17 protein-coding genes are annotated in these 15,483 nt (G+C 51.2%); all 17 read left to right on the forward strand.

Going from position 1 to position 15,483, the window contains the following annotated elements; genetic code table 11:
• Nucleotides 1–151: 151 nt before the first annotated feature.
• The gene (dapF, locus tag DW720_RS08945) at nt 152–1,012 is read left to right on the forward strand and encodes a diaminopimelate epimerase (RefSeq protein WP_118742988.1); all 861 of its coding nucleotides are present in this window, start codon (nt 152–154) and stop codon (nt 1,010–1,012) included.
• 220 nt (nt 1,013–1,232) lie between these two features.
• Nucleotides 1,233–2,552, forward strand: a complete 1,320-nt coding sequence (locus DW720_RS08950; RefSeq protein WP_118742989.1) for a glutamine synthetase family protein — start codon at nt 1,233–1,235, stop codon at nt 2,550–2,552.
• A 31-nt stretch (nt 2,553–2,583) separates the two neighbouring features.
• Nucleotides 2,584–3,138 (forward strand): ANTAR domain-containing protein, encoded by a 555-nt coding sequence (locus DW720_RS08955; RefSeq protein WP_022358539.1) that lies wholly within the window; start codon nt 2,584–2,586, stop codon nt 3,136–3,138.
• Between the two features lie 46 nt (nt 3,139–3,184).
• Nucleotides 3,185–3,985 carry a diaminopimelate epimerase gene (dapF, locus tag DW720_RS08960; RefSeq protein WP_118482003.1) on the forward strand — a complete coding sequence of 267 codons (801 nt, stop codon included), beginning with the start codon at nt 3,185–3,187 and terminating at the stop codon, nt 3,983–3,985.
• 72 nt (nt 3,986–4,057) lie between these two features.
• Nucleotides 4,058–4,858, forward strand: a complete 801-nt coding sequence (locus DW720_RS08965) for an N-acetylmuramoyl-L-alanine amidase (RefSeq protein WP_118482004.1) — start codon at nt 4,058–4,060, stop codon at nt 4,856–4,858.
• Between the two features lie 170 nt (nt 4,859–5,028).
• Nucleotides 5,029–5,661: a cytidylate kinase-like family protein gene (locus DW720_RS08970; protein WP_022358543.1), complete on the forward strand. Its 633-nt coding sequence runs from the start codon at nt 5,029–5,031 to the stop codon at nt 5,659–5,661.
• Between the two features lie 131 nt (nt 5,662–5,792).
• Nucleotides 5,793–7,175 carry an MATE family efflux transporter gene (locus DW720_RS08975; RefSeq protein WP_118482005.1) on the forward strand — a complete coding sequence of 461 codons (1,383 nt, stop codon included), beginning with the start codon at nt 5,793–5,795 and terminating at the stop codon, nt 7,173–7,175.
• A gap of 32 nt (nt 7,176–7,207) precedes the next feature.
• Nucleotides 7,208–8,923 carry a 23S rRNA (uracil(1939)-C(5))-methyltransferase RlmD gene (rlmD, locus tag DW720_RS08980; protein ID WP_118696246.1) on the forward strand — a complete coding sequence of 572 codons (1,716 nt, stop codon included), beginning with the start codon at nt 7,208–7,210 and terminating at the stop codon, nt 8,921–8,923.
• A gap of 119 nt (nt 8,924–9,042) precedes the next feature.
• On the forward strand, nt 9,043–9,864 hold the full coding sequence (locus DW720_RS08985) for a ParA family protein (protein ID WP_118667540.1): 822 nt from the start codon (nt 9,043–9,045) through the stop codon (nt 9,862–9,864).
• On the forward strand, nt 9,821–10,756 hold the full coding sequence (locus DW720_RS08990; RefSeq protein ID WP_118667541.1) for a ParB/RepB/Spo0J family partition protein: 936 nt from the start codon (nt 9,821–9,823) through the stop codon (nt 10,754–10,756). The genes DW720_RS08985 and DW720_RS08990 overlap by 44 nt, the downstream gene beginning before the upstream one ends.
• Nucleotides 10,757–10,770: 14 nt before the next feature.
• Entirely contained in the window at nt 10,771–11,046 is a 276-nt protein-coding gene (locus DW720_RS08995) for a DUF5720 family protein (protein ID WP_118667542.1), read from the forward strand.
• A 32-nt stretch (nt 11,047–11,078) separates the two neighbouring features.
• The gene (locus DW720_RS09000; RefSeq protein ID WP_118667543.1) at nt 11,079–11,264 is read left to right on the forward strand and encodes a hypothetical protein; all 186 of its coding nucleotides are present in this window, start codon (nt 11,079–11,081) and stop codon (nt 11,262–11,264) included.
• Nucleotides 11,265–11,333: 69 nt separating this feature from the next.
• A complete protein-coding gene (locus DW720_RS09005) occupies nt 11,334–12,212 on the forward strand; it encodes a DUF6017 domain-containing protein (protein WP_118749553.1) in 879 nt (292 codons plus the stop codon).
• A gap of 48 nt (nt 12,213–12,260) precedes the next feature.
• Nucleotides 12,261–12,623 (forward strand): hypothetical protein, encoded by a 363-nt coding sequence (locus DW720_RS09010; protein WP_015527912.1) that lies wholly within the window; start codon nt 12,261–12,263, stop codon nt 12,621–12,623.
• Entirely contained in the window at nt 12,616–12,927 is a 312-nt protein-coding gene (locus DW720_RS09015; protein ID WP_118749554.1) for a DUF5720 family protein, read from the forward strand. The genes DW720_RS09010 and DW720_RS09015 overlap by 8 nt, the downstream gene beginning before the upstream one ends.
• Before the next feature lie 101 nt (nt 12,928–13,028).
• Nucleotides 13,029–13,529, forward strand: coding sequence for a PcfB family protein (locus tag DW720_RS09020; RefSeq protein WP_050005939.1), 501 nt, complete (start codon nt 13,029–13,031; stop codon nt 13,527–13,529).
• The gene (locus DW720_RS09025; RefSeq protein WP_118667675.1) at nt 13,526–15,355 is read left to right on the forward strand and encodes a VirD4-like conjugal transfer protein, CD1115 family; all 1,830 of its coding nucleotides are present in this window, start codon (nt 13,526–13,528) and stop codon (nt 15,353–15,355) included. The genes DW720_RS09020 and DW720_RS09025 overlap by 4 nt, the downstream gene beginning before the upstream one ends.
• Nucleotides 15,356–15,483 lie beyond the last annotated feature (128 nt).

The following is a 15,483-nucleotide window of genomic DNA, read 5'->3' on the forward strand; positions in this document are numbered from 1 at the left end:
AAGAAAGCATAGATGGAATATTATGAAAATGCAGACATATTCAAAACATAAATGGATATGCATGATAAAGTGATTTCAAGAACGGAAGTAGAATAGAAATCATTGTGAAAGATTTTTATGGTATTGATTAAAAGGGGCAGGAGGTATCGCGATGAAACAGGTTGTGCTTGAAAAATATCACTGTATGGGAAATGATTACCTGGTGTTTGATCCAAATAAGAATGATCTGGAATTGAATGTGGAGAATATCAAGAAGATGTGTAGCCGTCATTTTGGCATCGGCGCGGATGGCATTCTGGCGGGTCCATATCTGGGGGAAAATGATTTTTATGTACGCATCTACAACGCGGACGGCAGCGAGGCGGAGAAGAGCGGCAACGGCATGGGTATTTTTGCAAAATATCTGCGGGACGCGGGATATGTGCAGAAAACGACAATCTCCTGGAAAACGCTGGGAGGCGAGGAGACAGTCTTTTATCTCAACGAGGATGCGACCCGTGTGAAAATTTCGATGGGACATCCGACGTTCTGGAGTGATGAGATTCCGGTGACCGGCGAGCGGCGGGAGATGGTAAACCAGACGATGGTATTTGGAAAGATTCCATATGTCACGACTTGTCTTTCAATGGGAAATCCGCACTGTGTTATCTGGATGAATGAGATTTCGAAGGAAATGGTGTGCCGGATCGGCGAGCATTCGGAAACATCCGAATATTTCCCGGAAAAGGTCAATACGCAGATTTTAAATGTCCTTGATCGGACGAATATCCAGATCGAGATCTACGAGAGAGGCGTTGGATATACGCTGGCGTCCGGAAGCTGCGCCTGCGCGGCGGCGAGTGCGGCATACCGCCTGGGACTTGCCGATCCGCATATGTACGTCCATATGCCGGGCGGCACGCTGGAAGTGGAAATCAAGGAGGACGGCATGGTTTACATGGTCGGCGAGGTCGGCTATGTGGGACATATCCAGTTGGGAAATGAATTGAGCGAACAGCTGCGGATTAAATAAAAAAGTATTTGACAGAAAAATATCGGACTGCTATATTTTATTTATAAAAATTGTGAAAAGAATGACAGGGGCATTCTCACACAGCAAAACGATCATAAACGTATGCTTGAAATTTTGGGGGCTGTATAGGCAGGAAAATTCTGGGCGTATATGAAAAGAGGGCGAGGGGGCTGACTGGAAGCAGAGACAGCTGCCTCGTTTTTTATAGGAGGAAATGGCGATGGGAGAGAATACGAACCGATCCGAACCTTTTTTTGATGAAGATGTTGATTTGGTAAAGCTGCAGTTTACCGATATTTTTGGACAGTGCAAAATGGTCCAGATGACGCGGAGGCAGGCGGAAAAAGCGATGAAAGAGGGGTATGCAATCAACCGGTTTGCGCTCGGCGGCTTACAGAAAGCTGGGATCGAGGGCGCGGCGGCGCCGGAGTATCTGACGGACCAGAGCGAGAGTGTGGAGTTGTACTTGAAGCCGGATGCATCAACGTATCAGGTTCTTCCGTGGGATTCCGGGCAGGAAAATGTAGCGCGTGTGATCTGCCAGGTCTGCAATGCGGATGGGACACCGTCCTGGACGGATTCGCGTCATATTTTACAGGAAACGGTAAAACGTGCCGAGAAGATGGGACTGGACTTTGATTTTAATTTCCAGTGTGAGTTTTATCTCTTTCACACGGATGATGACGGGAGACCGACGACGGTGACGCATGAGGTTGCCGGATATTATGACGCGGGTCCGATCGATCTGGCAGAGGGCGTCCGCCGGGACATGATTCTGAGCCTGGAGGAAGCGGGATTTGCGGTCGAGAGCACGCATCATGGTCTGACTGCCGGACAGCACAGCTTCGTCCTTCCGGCGCGCCGGGGCATTGAGGCAGCAGATTATTTACAGACGTTCAAGGCGGCGGTCAAACGGATTGCGAAACGCCACGGTCTGCATGCGACTTTTATGCCGAAGCCAAACATGAGCGGCGACGGCTCGGGGCTTCATGTGGGCGTGTCGATCTCTTCCAGACGGGGCGCCGAGGCGATGGCGCAGGCGAAGCAGTTTGCGGCAGGCGTGCTTAAAAATCTGAGCGATATGATGATTTTCACGAATCCGACCGTCAATTCATACAAACGTCTGGCGGCGGAGCGGAGCACGGTGTTCCAGCCGGAGTTCCCGGCGGCTGTGTGGGAAAAAGGAAGTGAAAAGGCAGTTCATGTGAAGGAAGACCGGAACGGACGTATTTCCGTGGAAGTGCAGTTCCCGGATCCGTCTGCGAATCCGTATCTGGCGCTGACGGCGATCCTGGCAGCAGGACTGGAAGGAATCGAGAAGGCGCTGGTGCTGGATGAAGAAGCGGGCGATGAGAATGCGCCGCGGTTCCCGGAGACATTGGGGATATTGCTCCAGAAGCTGGATCAGAATGAATTTGCACACCGTGTATTTGGGGAAAAGTTCTGCCGGATGTACGGCGAGGGCAAGAAAGAGGAGTGGGAACGCTTCTGTGCCTATGTGACGGATTGGGAGACAGCGGAATATCTGTATCGTTGTTAGGGGGTACGAAATCGCAGTGAGGTGAGACCACGTGGGAAACATCATAGTAGCATTTTCGAAGCCGCAGGACGGACGAAATATTAGAAATATACTCGTAAAACATGGAATACAGGTCACAGCCTCCTGCACATCGGGCGCGCAGGTTTTAGCGTTAACCGATGATTTGCGAAGCGGGATTGTGGTGAGCGGCTACCGGTTTGGTGATATGACCTGCCGGCAGCTTGCCGACCAGCTGCCGCCGGGATTTGATTTGCTTCTCATTGCTTCCCCGAGCCGGTGGAGCGGCGAAGCGATGGGAAGGATTGTCTGCCTGCCGGCGCCGTTTAAAATGGGAGATTTAGTTTCGACGGTCCGCATGATTGAGCAGACGCAGGCGGAAAAAAGACGGCGGATGCGCCGCCAGCCGCCGCAGAAGCGCAGGGAAGAGGATCAGAAAGCGATCGACACCGCAAAGGCTATTTTGATGGAGCGGAACCGGATGACGGAGCCGGAGGCGCACAAATATCTGCAGAAATGCAGCATGGACAGCCAGGTCAGCCTTATTGAGGCGGCACAAATGGTAATCAGTCTTTACAAAATGGCGTAAGATCCTTTACAATAGGATCAAAAAGGCAGAAGGAGCAGCAAAAACGATGAAATTTACAAAAATGCAGGGACTTGGCAATGATTATGTCTATGTCAACTGTTTTGAAGAAACGGTAAACGATCCGGAGAAGCTGGCGATTGCCGTCAGTGACCGCCATTTTGGAATTGGTTCCGACGGATTGATTCTGATTACCCCATCCGAGGTGGCAGACTGCCGCATGGAAATGTACAATCTGGACGGTTCCCGCGGCGCGATGTGCGGCAACGGCATCCGCTGTGTGGGAAAATATGCGTATGACCACCATATCGTGGACAAGCCGCAGATTTCTGTTGAGACATTGTCCGGGATTAAATATCTGGATATGAAGGTTGAAAATGGCAAAGTAACGGCGGTCACCGTCGATATGGGAGAGCCGGAGCAGACTTCCGAGCTTCCGGAGAAGATCGAGGTAGATGGAACGGAATACGAATTTACCGGAATTTCCATGGGAAATCCGCACGCCGTTCTGTTTATGGATGAGATTGATTCCCTGGAACTGGAGACGATCGGACCGAAATTCGAGTTTCATAAGCGTTTCCCGGACCGTACCAACACCGAGTTTGTCAAGGTCATTGACCGCACACACGTAAAAATGCGTGTCTGGGAGCGCGGATCCGGCGAAACGATGGCATGTGGAACAGGTGCCTGCGCGGTTGCCGTTGCATCTATTCTGGCAGGGCATACGGAGGATGAGGTTGAGGTCGAGCTGCTGGGCGGCTGCCTGCAGATCCGCTGGGATCGCGAGAAAAACCGCGTGTTCATGACTGGACCGGCGGTGGAAGTGTTTAGCGGGGAGTATGAGGGATAATTAAACAGGAAACTTTGGGACTTCTTTCACATATGGTAGTAGTACAACGATATGTGAGAGGAGTCTTTTCTTTTGGAAGAAAAAAAGAAAGTGATGATAGATGCCGGGCACGGCGGAACGAAAGATCCGGGAGCAGTATTTGAGGATCGGATGGAAAAGGACGATACCCTGCGTCTGGCGCTGGCAGTAGGGAGGATTCTCGAGGAAAATGGGGTGAATGCCGTCTACACGCGGTCAACGGACGTCTATGACACGCCCTACCAGAAAGCAGAGATGGGAAATGAGGCGGGCGCGGACTATTTTGTTTCCCTGCACCGCAATGCGGCGAGTGAGCCGGGAAAAGGTTCGGGCGTCATGACGCTGGTGTACAAGACAGGCAGGGAATCAGAACAGCTGGCGGATTCAATCCAAAGAGAGCTGGCGCGCACCGGATATGTGGATCTCGGCGTGATCGAGCGGCCGGATTTGATTGTGCTGCGGAAAACGCAGATGCCGGCGGTTCTGGTTGAAGCCGGATTTATCGACAATCCGGAGGATAACAAGCGGTTTGACGCGCAGTTTGACGAAATTGCGGCGGCGGTTGCATCTGGGATTCTAAATGTAATCGATGACGACATGGATCGCCGTCCGGTGGAAGAGAGCGACTATTATTACCAGATCCAGACGGGGGCGTACCGCATCCGATCGCTGGCAGAGCAGCAGTTAGAAGAACTGCGCCGTATGGGATTCCCTGCATTTCTGGTGTACGATGGGACGTATTTCAAGCTTCGGGTCGGTGCGTTTAAAAATCTTGACAACGCTGTGCGGATGGAACAGGAACTGAGGAAGGCGGGATTTCCGACGGTGCTTTTGTATGAGAGGGAGGTGAAGTAGGGGAGAAAAGCTGAAAAACAGGCACTATCTGAAAATAAGAATAGAATGACTTATTTGATTGATTTTTACTATGCTTTTTGTAAAAATGAATGGAAAAAATCCCCTCATTATGGTATGCTGAAGATAGAAAGCAACATGCATTTTCTTGTAGATAAAGGGAGGGGTTTGGTATGTCAGAGAAGAAAAAAATTATCATCACGATTGCGAGGCAGTATGGAAGCGGCGGTGCGGATACGGGTAAAAAGTTGGCGGAAGATCTGGGGATCAGTTTTTATGATAAGAACATTCTCCGTATGAACTCAGATGAGAGCGGTATCAAAGAGAGCTATTTCCATCTGGCAGACGAGAAGGCGGGCAACCGGCTTTTATACAAGATTATCAATACATTGACACCGGAAAAGGGCGCACCGTCGTTCGGTTCCGATCTCATTTCAGCCGACAATCTGTTCCGCTTCCAGTCGGAAGTGATCCGGAAGCTGGCGGCGGAGGAATCCTGCGTCATCATCGGTCGCTGCGCGGATTACGTGCTGGATGGCACCGAGGGACTGATCCGCGTGTTCCTCTACGCGGATATTAAAGTGCGTGAGGAGCGCGTGCGTGAGCGGAATCTCTACGCGGACAAAGACGTTCTCAAAAATATCCACCGGATCGACCGGGAACGTCGCGATTATAATCGTTATTATGCAGGGCGCGACTGGGAGAAACCGGAGAATTACGACCTTTTGATCAATACGACGCAGATTGGTGTGGACGGGGCAGTTCAGTTGATTAAGGATTATTTAAAAATGAGGGGGCTTTTGTAAGGGAAAAAGAATGACTTCCACTTGCAATTCAATATAGTATCGTGTAAAATGGCACATGCAGCCGGGCGAATACGAGAGTGTTTGGACGGCTGTATGTGCTGTTTTGCTATTATTACAAGTAAGGGGAAAATATGAAATATCAAAATGATATTGACAAAATGAATACGAACCGGAATTTATTTCTGATGTCGCTGCCGATTTTCGTGGAGCTGTTATTGCAGCTTTTGGTCGGAAACGTCGATCAGATGATGGTAAGCCGGGTGTCGCAGCCCTCGGTGGCGGCGATTGTCAATGCGAACCAGATCATGAACCTGGTGATTATCGTGCTGAGCATGGCATCGACGGCGGTTACTGTGATTTTGTCCCAGTATCTGGGCGCGCAGGATGAAAAAAATGCATCCCGGACCTGCATGGTCTCGATCGTGCTGATCGGCGGCGTCAGTCTTGCGGCAACGATTCTGGTTTTTGCCGGGCACACGCCGCTTTACCGGGCGATCCATGTGCCGGAGGAAGTTTTTGATGAGGCGTCGCTGTATCTGCTGATTGTCGGCGCATTTATTCTGGTGCAGGGACTTTATCTGACCTTCTCAGCGATGATCCGCGCATTTGCCATGGTAAAGGAAGTCATGATTATATCAGTTATCATGAATGCCATGAATATTGTGGGAAATGCGATTTTAATCAACGGCTGGTTCGGAATGCCGCAGCTTGGGGCGGTCGGAGCGGCGATCTCGACGGATATCAGTAAGTTAGTTGGTCTGGCATTGATGATCGGAATGTTTTTCAAGAGCCACCGCGTCAAAATGGGAATGAGTTATCTGCGTCCATTTCCGGTGCAGATTTTAAAAAATCTCTGCCTGTTGGCAATTCCGACGGGGGTCGAAAGTTTTTCGTACAATCTCTCCCAGATGATGATTCTGGGAATTGTTAATTCCTTTGGCACTCTGGTTACTGTAACCAAGGGATATTGTACGATTTTTGCCAATATTGATTATGTTTATGCGATGGCGATCGCGACGGCAACCCAGATTGTGCTGGGCTACCTGATCGGAGCGCGCCGTCTGAATGATATACAGAAACGAGTGAATGCGACATTGAAGGTTGCGATTGCGGCGTGTGTCGGGATGGCGGTGCTGATGTGCCTGGGGGGTAAATACATTTTCCTGATTTTCACAGACAACCCGGAGATCATTGCGCTTGGACGGAGGATTCTGGTGATTGAGATTGTGCTGGAGATCGGGCGCGCGGTCAACATTGTTATGACCAAATGCCTGATTGCGGTCGGCGATGTCCTGACCCCGACCACGGTCGGAATCACCTTCCAGTGGGTCGTAGCTGCCGCCGGCTCCTGGTTGCTCGGCAGCAAGCTCGGCTGGGGGCTGGAAGGCGTCTGGATTGCAATGGCAGCTGATGAATGCGTGCGCGGACTCATTTACGCGGTGCATTTTAAGAAAGAACGTTGGAAGAAGAATTTTAAGGGCGTGAAGACGGAAGCAGAGTTGGGAGAGGCGTAGAAGATAAGCGAAGAAAGAAAGTGTGAGAAAAAATGAAAGAAACAGGATGGAAGAAGACGGCAGGGAATGGTTCTGATGGAAAAAGAACGGAAGGAAAGAAATCGTTTGGCCGGGGGGAGAAAACAACTGGATTTTCCAAGAATAGTGCAAAAGTGGGAGTCAATGGGGAAAAACAGGGAAAAGCTGCTCGTAAAGTGTCTGGAGTTGAGGATAAATGGGGCACACATGGGGACAGGAAACGAAATGTAGGGGAAAAAGACGGTCAGGAAACGGTTCGTGGTGGACAGCGTGGAAAAACAAAATGTCCGATTTACCGTGAGTGCGGTGGCTGTCAGTATCTCCATTTAACCTATGATCAGCAGTTAAAAGAAAAACAGAAGCGCATGGAAGAACTGCTGGGCGGTGTCTGTCCGGTTCGTCCGATCATTGGAATGGAAGAGCCGTATCATTACCGCAATAAAGTTCATGCGGTATTTGGATTGGATCGGAAAAATAATCCAATTTCTGGCATTTACAAAGAGGGGACACATCGGATTCTTCCGGTGGATTCCTGTCTGATTGAGGATCAGAAAGCAGACGAGATCATCGTGACGATCCGGAGTATGCTTCGTTCGTTCAAGATTCGTGTTTTTGATGAGGACACCGGATACGGTCTGCTGCGTCATGTATTGATTCGCCGCGGCTTCACAACCGGCGAGATTCTGGTCGTTTTGGTGACAGCATCCCCGGTATTCCCGTCGAAGAACAATTTCGTCAAGGCGCTTCGTGAAAAGCACCCGGAAATTACTACGATTGTCCAGAATATCAACGGCAGAAGCACCAGTATGGTACTGGGGGACAAAGAACATGTACTGTATGGAAAAGGATATATCGAAGATGAACTCTGCGGACTCCGGTTCCGTATTTCGTCCCGTTCCTTCTATCAGATTAACTCAGTTCAGACTGAGAAGCTGTACGGAAAAGCGATGGAACTGGCAGGACTTACAGGCAAGGAGACGGTACTGGATGCTTATTGCGGTATTGGTACGATCGGTCTCATTGCCAGCAAACACGCGGGCAAAGTTATCGGCGTAGAGTTAAATCAGGATGCAGTGCGGGATGCAGTGCAGAATGCGAAGAAGAACGGCATCACCAATGCACAGTTCTTCTGCAATGACGCAGGCCGGTTCATGTCTCATATGGCAGCCCGCAGCGAGAGCGCCGACGTCGTTTTCATGGATCCGCCGAGAAGCGGAAGTACCGAAGAATTTATCGACGCGGTAGCCCTTATGCAGCCGAAACGGGTGGTATACATCTCCTGCGGTCCGGATACATTGGCACGCGATTTGAAAGTATTCGCAAAGCATGGTTATCGGGCGAAAGAAGCATGGCCGGTGGATTTGTTTGGGTGGACGGGGCATGTGGAGACGGTAGTTCTTTTGTCCCACAAAAAAGCCGACAGTTATATCCACATTGATGTGGAGTTTGGAGAGGGCGAGGGCAAGATTCCGGTAGATAGTATTGCTAAAAGAGCCGAAGCGTACAAGCCCAAAGAAAAAGTGACCTACAAAATGATTAAGGAGTACATAGAAGCGAAATACGGCTTCAAGGTACATACCGCATATATCGCAGAGGTAAAGCGAAATTTGGGATTGCCGATGTATGATGCTCCTAATGCGGTAGAAGAATTGAAACAGCCGAGGAAACATCCGACACCAGAAAAGGTAGAAGCAATCAAAGATGCACTTCGTTATTTTGCAGTGATATAAAACTTTACTTACAATCGAATATTTCTTACATAGCCGTTTATTCATTTATTTGAGTAAGCGGCTTTTTTCATCCCTATTTTTCGGAATAGGGATATTTTTTGTAGAAGGAGGAGGTTTATTTGAACACGCAAATCATCGCCATCGCCAACCAGAAAGGCGGTGTTGGCAAAACAACAACCTGTGCGAACTTGGGAATAGGTCTGGCACAGGCCGGAAAGAAAGTGCTTCTGATTGACGGGGACCCGCAAGGAAGCCTGACAATCAGCTTGGGAAATCCGCAACCAGACAAGCTGCCATTTACACTGTCGGATGCAATGGGCAAAATTCTGATGGATCAGCCTATACGCCCCGGAGAAGGTATTCTGCATCATGCAGAAGGCGTTGACCTGATGCCTGCGGACATCCAGTTATCCGGTATGGAAGTATCCCTGGTAAATGCCATGAGCCGTGAGACTATCTTGCGGCAATATCTGGACACGCTGAAGGGGCAATACTCCCATATCCTCATCGACTGCCAGCCCTCCCTTGGGATGCTCACAGTCAATGCGCTGGCCGCTGCAAACAGGATCATAATTCCCGTTCAGGCGGAGTATCTGCCCGCAAAAGGGCTGGAACAGCTGCTCTCCACGGTAAACAAGGTAAAGCGGCAGATCAACCCAAAGCTTCAGATAGACGGTATCCTGCTGACAATGGTGGACAGCCGAACCAACTTTGCCAAAGAGATCTCCGCTCTCCTGCGGGAGACCTATGGAAGCAAGATCAAAGTATTCGGCATAGAGATCCCCCATTCTGTTCGGGCTAAGGAAATCAGCGCCGAGGGAAAAAGCATTTTTGCCCACGATCCCGGCGGCAAGGTGGCAGAGGGCTACAAAAATCTGACGAAGGAGGTGTTGAAACTTGAAAAGCAGCGCGAAAAAAATAGAGCTGGCCTCGGTAGATGATCTGTTCTCCACCGAAGAAGGCCGTGCCGACGCACAGCGGGAACGGGTGTTGGAAATCCCACTGTCTGAACTGCACCCTTTTAAGAACCATCCGTTCAAAGTCAAGGATGATGAATCCATGATGGAGACCGCCGACAGTGTTCGGCAGTATGGTGTGCTGGTTCCGGCGATTGCAAGACCTGACCCGGAGGGCGGCTATGAATTAGTAGCCGGACACAGGCGGCACAGGGCCAGTGAACTGGCTGAGAAAGAAACCATGCCGGTCATTGTCCGGGATTTGGACGATGACGCTGCCACCATCATTATGGTGGACAGCAACTTGCAGCGTGAAAGCCTGCTCCCCAGTGAGAGAGCTTTCGCTTATAAGATGAAGCTGGAGGCTATGCGACATCAGGGAGAACGCATGGATTTAACTTCCGCCCAAGTTGGGCGGAAGTTGGCTGGTAAAGAATCCAGAGAAATTTTGGCAGAACAGGTCGGCCAAAGCCGTAACCAGATTTCTCGCTATATCCGCCTCACCGAGTTAATTCCCGAACTGCTGGATATGGTGGATGAAAAGAAAATCGCCTTTAATCCAGCCTATGAGCTGTCGTTCCTGAAAAAAGAGGAACAGGTACAGCTTTTGGACGCGATGGACAGCGAACAAGCTACCCCTTCTCTCTCCCAGGCTCAGCGGCTCAAGAAATTCAGCCAGGAGGGACATTTATCCATTGATGTGATGCGGGCCATCATGGGAGAGGAAAAGAAAAGCGATCTGGACAAGGTGACCTTCACATCTGACACTCTGCGGAAGTATTTTCCCAAGAGCTACACGCCCCAGCGGATGCAGGAAACCATTATCAAGCTGCTGGAACAGTGGCAGAAAAAACGCCAACAGCAACATGAACGCTGAGAAAGGAGCAGCCTATGAGGGATATTTCAGCCCGTGAGCTGAAAGGACACAACATTCTTGCCGTGGAGCGTTTTCAGGATAATACCCGCCGGATGATTGAGTTTTCTGTCCTGCGTTCCTGTGCCTACGGCAGTCCCGGTGATGAAATGCGGCTGTTTCTTACGGAGGACGGCTATCAGACCGCCCTGCAAAGCCAGCAGCGCCGGGAAATCAAAATCAAGCGGTACGCCCGTGTGATTGAGGGACATATCCTCGATTTTAAGCCGGACAAGCGCCGCCGCCACTCATAAACAAGTTATTATTGCGAAAGGAAAGGATTGAAATGTGTACTGTAAAGGAAATCCGGGAAGCAATCCGGGAGGATTGCCATTCCCAGCATGATATGGAATCTATGGAGATTGACCGTGTTCTGCAAACTCTGCCATTCTCTCAGGGAGATGACCTGTTGGACAAACCGCCCATTCCCAAGCGCCCCTACCGGCGCAGAAAAAGTGAACAAAACAGCTGACTGCCACAATTCTTTTTACAGGATTGTGGCTTTTTTCATACCCTGAGAAATTTGGAAGGAGTGAGGTCAATGGCCGTATTTCGCATTGAACGAACCAGAGATTATACCGTGATGAGCAATCACCATTTACGCAACGGGAAACTGTCCCTGAAAGCCAAGGGGCTGCTTTCCATGATACTGTCCTTACCGGAGGACTGGAACTATACCACCAGAGGGCTTGCCGCCATCTGCAAAGAGGGCGTGGACGCTATCGGCGGCGCGCTGCGGGAGCTGGAAGCTGCCGGGTACATTGTCCGTCATCAACTGCGGGACAAACAGGGTCGGATCAGTGATACCGAGTATGTTATCTACGAGCAACCACAGCCGAAGAACCCGGATACGCCCCAGCCGGATACGGCTTCACCAGATACGGAAAACCCGGATATGGTGAAACCGGATACGGAAAAGCCCGCAGAATTAAATATAGAGAAATCAAATACTCAAAAATCAATTACCCATGGATCAAGTACCGATTCCATTCCCTTCCGGGAAACAGCGGCGGCAAGACCGCCGGAACGGAAAGGAAGGGATGCGATGTCTGTCTCCGAGATAGAAAATTATCGGGAATTGATTTTAGAGAACATCGAGTATGACTACCTGTGCAGGGAGTTTGCCACCTATCGGGAGGATTTGGATGAGATCGTGGAGCTGATGGTAGAAACTATCTGTGCAAAGCGCAAAACCACCCGGATTGCAGGCAGCGACTTCCCCCATGAGGTGGTGCGCTCCCGGTTTTTGAAGCTGGACAGCGAGCATATCCGGTTTGTCATGGACAGCTTGCAGAAAAATACCACCGAGGTCCGCAACATGAAGCAGTATCTGCTTGCGGTGCTGTTTAATGCGCCTACAACGATCAGCAATCACTACACCGCACAAGTCAACCACGATATGTACGCAGGCGGCTGGTAAACAGCCGCTTTTCTGCTGCCCGGACACACCGGGAGAAAGGATTTTGCCATGAAACGACCTCTTGCCTACATTACGGCTCCCTGGAGCAACAGCCAGTATGAGAACGCCGAGAGCGCTGCGGCCTACTGTCGTCAGGTGTACGACGCCGGGTATTCGCCCATCTGCCCGGTGCTGTTCCTGCCTACCTTCCTCAAGGACGAGATTCCCCAGGAACACAAGGACGGGCTGGATATGGCGCGGGACTACCTGCGCCGGTCCCATGTGCTGGTGGTCTGCGGCCACGGCATCGACGAGACCGTGAAGAATGACATTGCCACCGCCGAGCGCCTGCGGATCACCGCCACCACCCTGGACGGTATCCTGACCGTGAAGGGCCAGGGACGCGGGAAAGGAGGCGCACGCCATGCCTGAGCGTAAGAACGTGGGCCAGCTGATGGAGGAAATGCGCCTCAAAGCCGGGGCGCAGAACTACCACGGCCATGAGTACATGGATTTGGAGCGGTTTGCCGATGACACCCGGCACATGATTATCTTCGATGTGCTGACCGACGATTCCCCGGTGGGCTGGAAAGGTGAACGAACCCGCCTGTTTCTGACGGAGGCCGGATACCAGAAAAGCCTGGAGAACCAGGAAAAGGGCCACATCAAGATTCTCAGCCATGCCAAAGTGCGCCAGGGCCATCTGTACTATGAACGCTCCGACCAGCTGCGCTGAAAGGAGCCTGCCATGCTGAAATACCTGCTGCGGCGGCTGGTGGTCCCGCCTTAGTATCAAGCGCCACCCCTGCAAAATCCGTGGAAAGGAGGCGATGACCTATGCAGGAGGAAGTGGAAAACAGGACTTTGACGCTGGTAGTCAGCGGAACAAAGTTTACCGGGCGGTTGATGAAAGCCGCCATCACCAAGTACCTTGCCCACCGCAAGGAAAAGAAGCTGCAAAAGCAGAGAAGCCGTGACGCGCCTGTGAAGCCCCAGGGCAAGCAGACGGTGAAACAGCTGATTGGTCAAAACCAAGGGGTTTCCAACATCGAGATCACCGACCCCTCCATCAAGGAGTTTGAGAAGATCGCCCGGAAATACGGCGTGGACTATGCGGTGAAGAAGGACCGCAGCAGCTCCCCACCCAAGTACCTGATCTTTTTCAAGGGTCGGGACGCGGATGCCCTGACCGCTGCTTTTACCGAGTACACCGGGAAAAAGGTCAGAAAGGCGGAGAAATCCGAGCGCCCGTCCGTGCTGGCAAAGCTGAGCCAGTTCAAAGAACTGGTAAAACACGCCGTCGTGGACCGGAACAAGCGGAAGGAGCTGGAACGATGAAAAAGCAGCTGAACATCAAAAAGCTCATTTTGCTGAATCTGCCGTATATCCTGATGGGGCTTTTCTCCACCAACTTCGGTGAAGCGTGGCGGATGGCCGTGGGTGCGGACGCTTCGGCAAAAATGCTCTCGTTCTTCTCCACGCTGCCGGTGGCGCTGGCCAGCTGGTGGCCCAGCCTGCACCCGCTGGACCTGCTGGTGGGCCTGTGCTGCTGCGGCGGCCTGCGGCTGGCTGTATACCTGAAAAGCAAGAACGCCAAGAAGTACAGGCACGGCATGGAATACGGTTCCGCCCGGTGGGGAACCCATGAGGACATTGCACCCTACATCGACCCGGTATTCCAGAACAATGTGATTCTGACGAAAACGGAGAGCCTGACAATGAACAGCCGCCCCAAGGACCCAAAGACCGCCAGAAACAAAAATGTGCTGGTGATTGGCGGCTCCGGTTCCGGTAAGACCCGCTTCTGGCTCAAACCGAATCTGATGCAGATGCACAGTTCCTATGTGGTCACAGACCCGAAGGGAACCATTTTGGTGGAGTGCGGGAAAATGCTCCAAAGGGGCGCACCCAAACTGGGGAAAGACGGAAAGCCCATGAAGGATAAGCACGGCAAGGTCATTTATGAGCCGTACCGAATCAAGGTCCTAAATACCATCAACTTCAAGAAGTCCATGCACTATAACCCTTTCGCCTATATCCATAGCGAAAAGGACATCTTGAAGCTGGTAACAACGCTGATCGCCAACACCAAAGGCGAAGGCAAGGCCGGAGACGATTTCTGGGTAAAAGCAGAAACCTTGTTGTACTGCGCGCTTATTGGCTATATCCATTATGAGGCTCCGGTGGAGGAACAAAACTTCTCCACCCTCATTGAGTTCATCAACGCCATGGAGGTCCGGGAGGATGACGAGGAGTTCAAAAACCCCGTGGACCTGATGTTTGATGCACTGGAAGCCGAGAAGCCAAACCACTTTGCGGTGCGCCAGTATAAGAAATATAAGCTGGCTGCCGGCAAAACCGCTAAGTCGATTTTGATTTCCTGCGGCGCTCGCCTTGCCGTATTCGACATTGCAGAGTTGCGTGAGGTCACAGCTTATGACGAGCTGGAGCTGGATACTCTGGGAGACCGGAAAACTGCTCTGTTCCTCATTATGAGTGATACAGATGACAGCTTTAATTTCCTTATATCCATGTGTTATACCCAGCTGTTTAACCTGCTCTGCGAAAAAGCCGACGATGTGTATGGCGGCAGGCTCCCGATCCATGTGCGCTGTCTCATTGATGAATGCGCCAACATTGGCCAGATACCCAAGTTGGAAAAGCTGGTTGCTACCATCCGAAGCCGTGAGATCTCAGCCTGTCTGGTGTTGCAGGCACAGAGTCAGCTCAAGGCGATCTATAAGGACAACGCGGATACCATTATCGGTAACATGGATACTTCCATCTTTCTGGGCGGTAAAGAGCCGACTACCCTCAAAGAGCTGGCTGCCGTGCTGGGTAAGGAAACCATCGACACCTACAACACCGGAGAGAGCCGTGGCCGGGAAACCTCCCACTCCCTCAACTATCAAAAATTGGGTAAAGAGCTGATGAGCCAGGATGAGCTTGCTGTTATGGATGGCGGCAAGTGTATCCTCCAGCTGCGCGGTGTGCGTCCTTTCCTTTCGGATAAGTACGACATCACCAAGCACCCCAATTTCAAATACACAGCTGATGCAGACAAGCGGAATACCTTTGATATTGAAGCATTTTTGTCTGCCAGACTAAAACTCAAGCCTGATGAGGTCTGCGATGTATATGAAGTAGACACGGAGGGCGTGTAATACGGTTCCGCTGAGGAAAGGAGTGATCGTATCTATTTGCCGCAACTGCCTCTGTTGAGGCCATTGGCGTACAAAGTGGGCAATCGCAAGAAAAAATAATGAAAAAGGAGGACAGCCGGAATCATGCT

This window comes from Clostridium sp. AM27-28 (genome assembly GCF_003480955.1).
In the GTDB taxonomy this organism is placed as follows: domain Bacteria; phylum Bacillota; class Clostridia; order Lachnospirales; family Lachnospiraceae; genus Otoolea; species Otoolea fessa.

What these genes read in the sequence shown, in the direction of transcription:
- DW720_RS08995 (WP_118667542.1), top strand. Translation starts at nt 10,771, where the DNA reads ATGAGGGATATTTCAGCCCGTGAGCTGAAAGGACACAACATTCTTGCC.
- rlmD (WP_118696246.1), top strand. Translation starts at nt 7,208, where the DNA reads ATGAAAGAAACAGGATGGAAGAAGACGGCAGGGAATGGTTCTGATGGA.
- DW720_RS08950 (WP_118742989.1), top strand. Translation starts at nt 1,233, where the DNA reads ATGGGAGAGAATACGAACCGATCCGAACCTTTTTTTGATGAAGATGTT.
- dapF (WP_118482003.1), top strand. Translation starts at nt 3,185, where the DNA reads ATGAAATTTACAAAAATGCAGGGACTTGGCAATGATTATGTCTATGTC.
- DW720_RS09010 (WP_015527912.1), top strand. Translation starts at nt 12,261, where the DNA reads ATGAAACGACCTCTTGCCTACATTACGGCTCCCTGGAGCAACAGCCAG.
- DW720_RS09000 (WP_118667543.1), top strand. Translation starts at nt 11,079, where the DNA reads ATGTGTACTGTAAAGGAAATCCGGGAAGCAATCCGGGAGGATTGCCAT.
- dapF (WP_118742988.1), top strand. Translation starts at nt 152, where the DNA reads ATGAAACAGGTTGTGCTTGAAAAATATCACTGTATGGGAAATGATTAC.
- DW720_RS08975 (WP_118482005.1), top strand. Translation starts at nt 5,793, where the DNA reads ATGAAATATCAAAATGATATTGACAAAATGAATACGAACCGGAATTTA.
- DW720_RS08970 (WP_022358543.1), top strand. Translation starts at nt 5,029, where the DNA reads ATGTCAGAGAAGAAAAAAATTATCATCACGATTGCGAGGCAGTATGGA.
- DW720_RS09005 (WP_118749553.1), top strand. Translation starts at nt 11,334, where the DNA reads ATGGCCGTATTTCGCATTGAACGAACCAGAGATTATACCGTGATGAGC.
- DW720_RS09020 (WP_050005939.1), top strand. Translation starts at nt 13,029, where the DNA reads ATGCAGGAGGAAGTGGAAAACAGGACTTTGACGCTGGTAGTCAGCGGA.
- DW720_RS09015 (WP_118749554.1), top strand. Translation starts at nt 12,616, where the DNA reads ATGCCTGAGCGTAAGAACGTGGGCCAGCTGATGGAGGAAATGCGCCTC.
- DW720_RS09025 (WP_118667675.1), top strand. Translation starts at nt 13,526, where the DNA reads ATGAAAAAGCAGCTGAACATCAAAAAGCTCATTTTGCTGAATCTGCCG.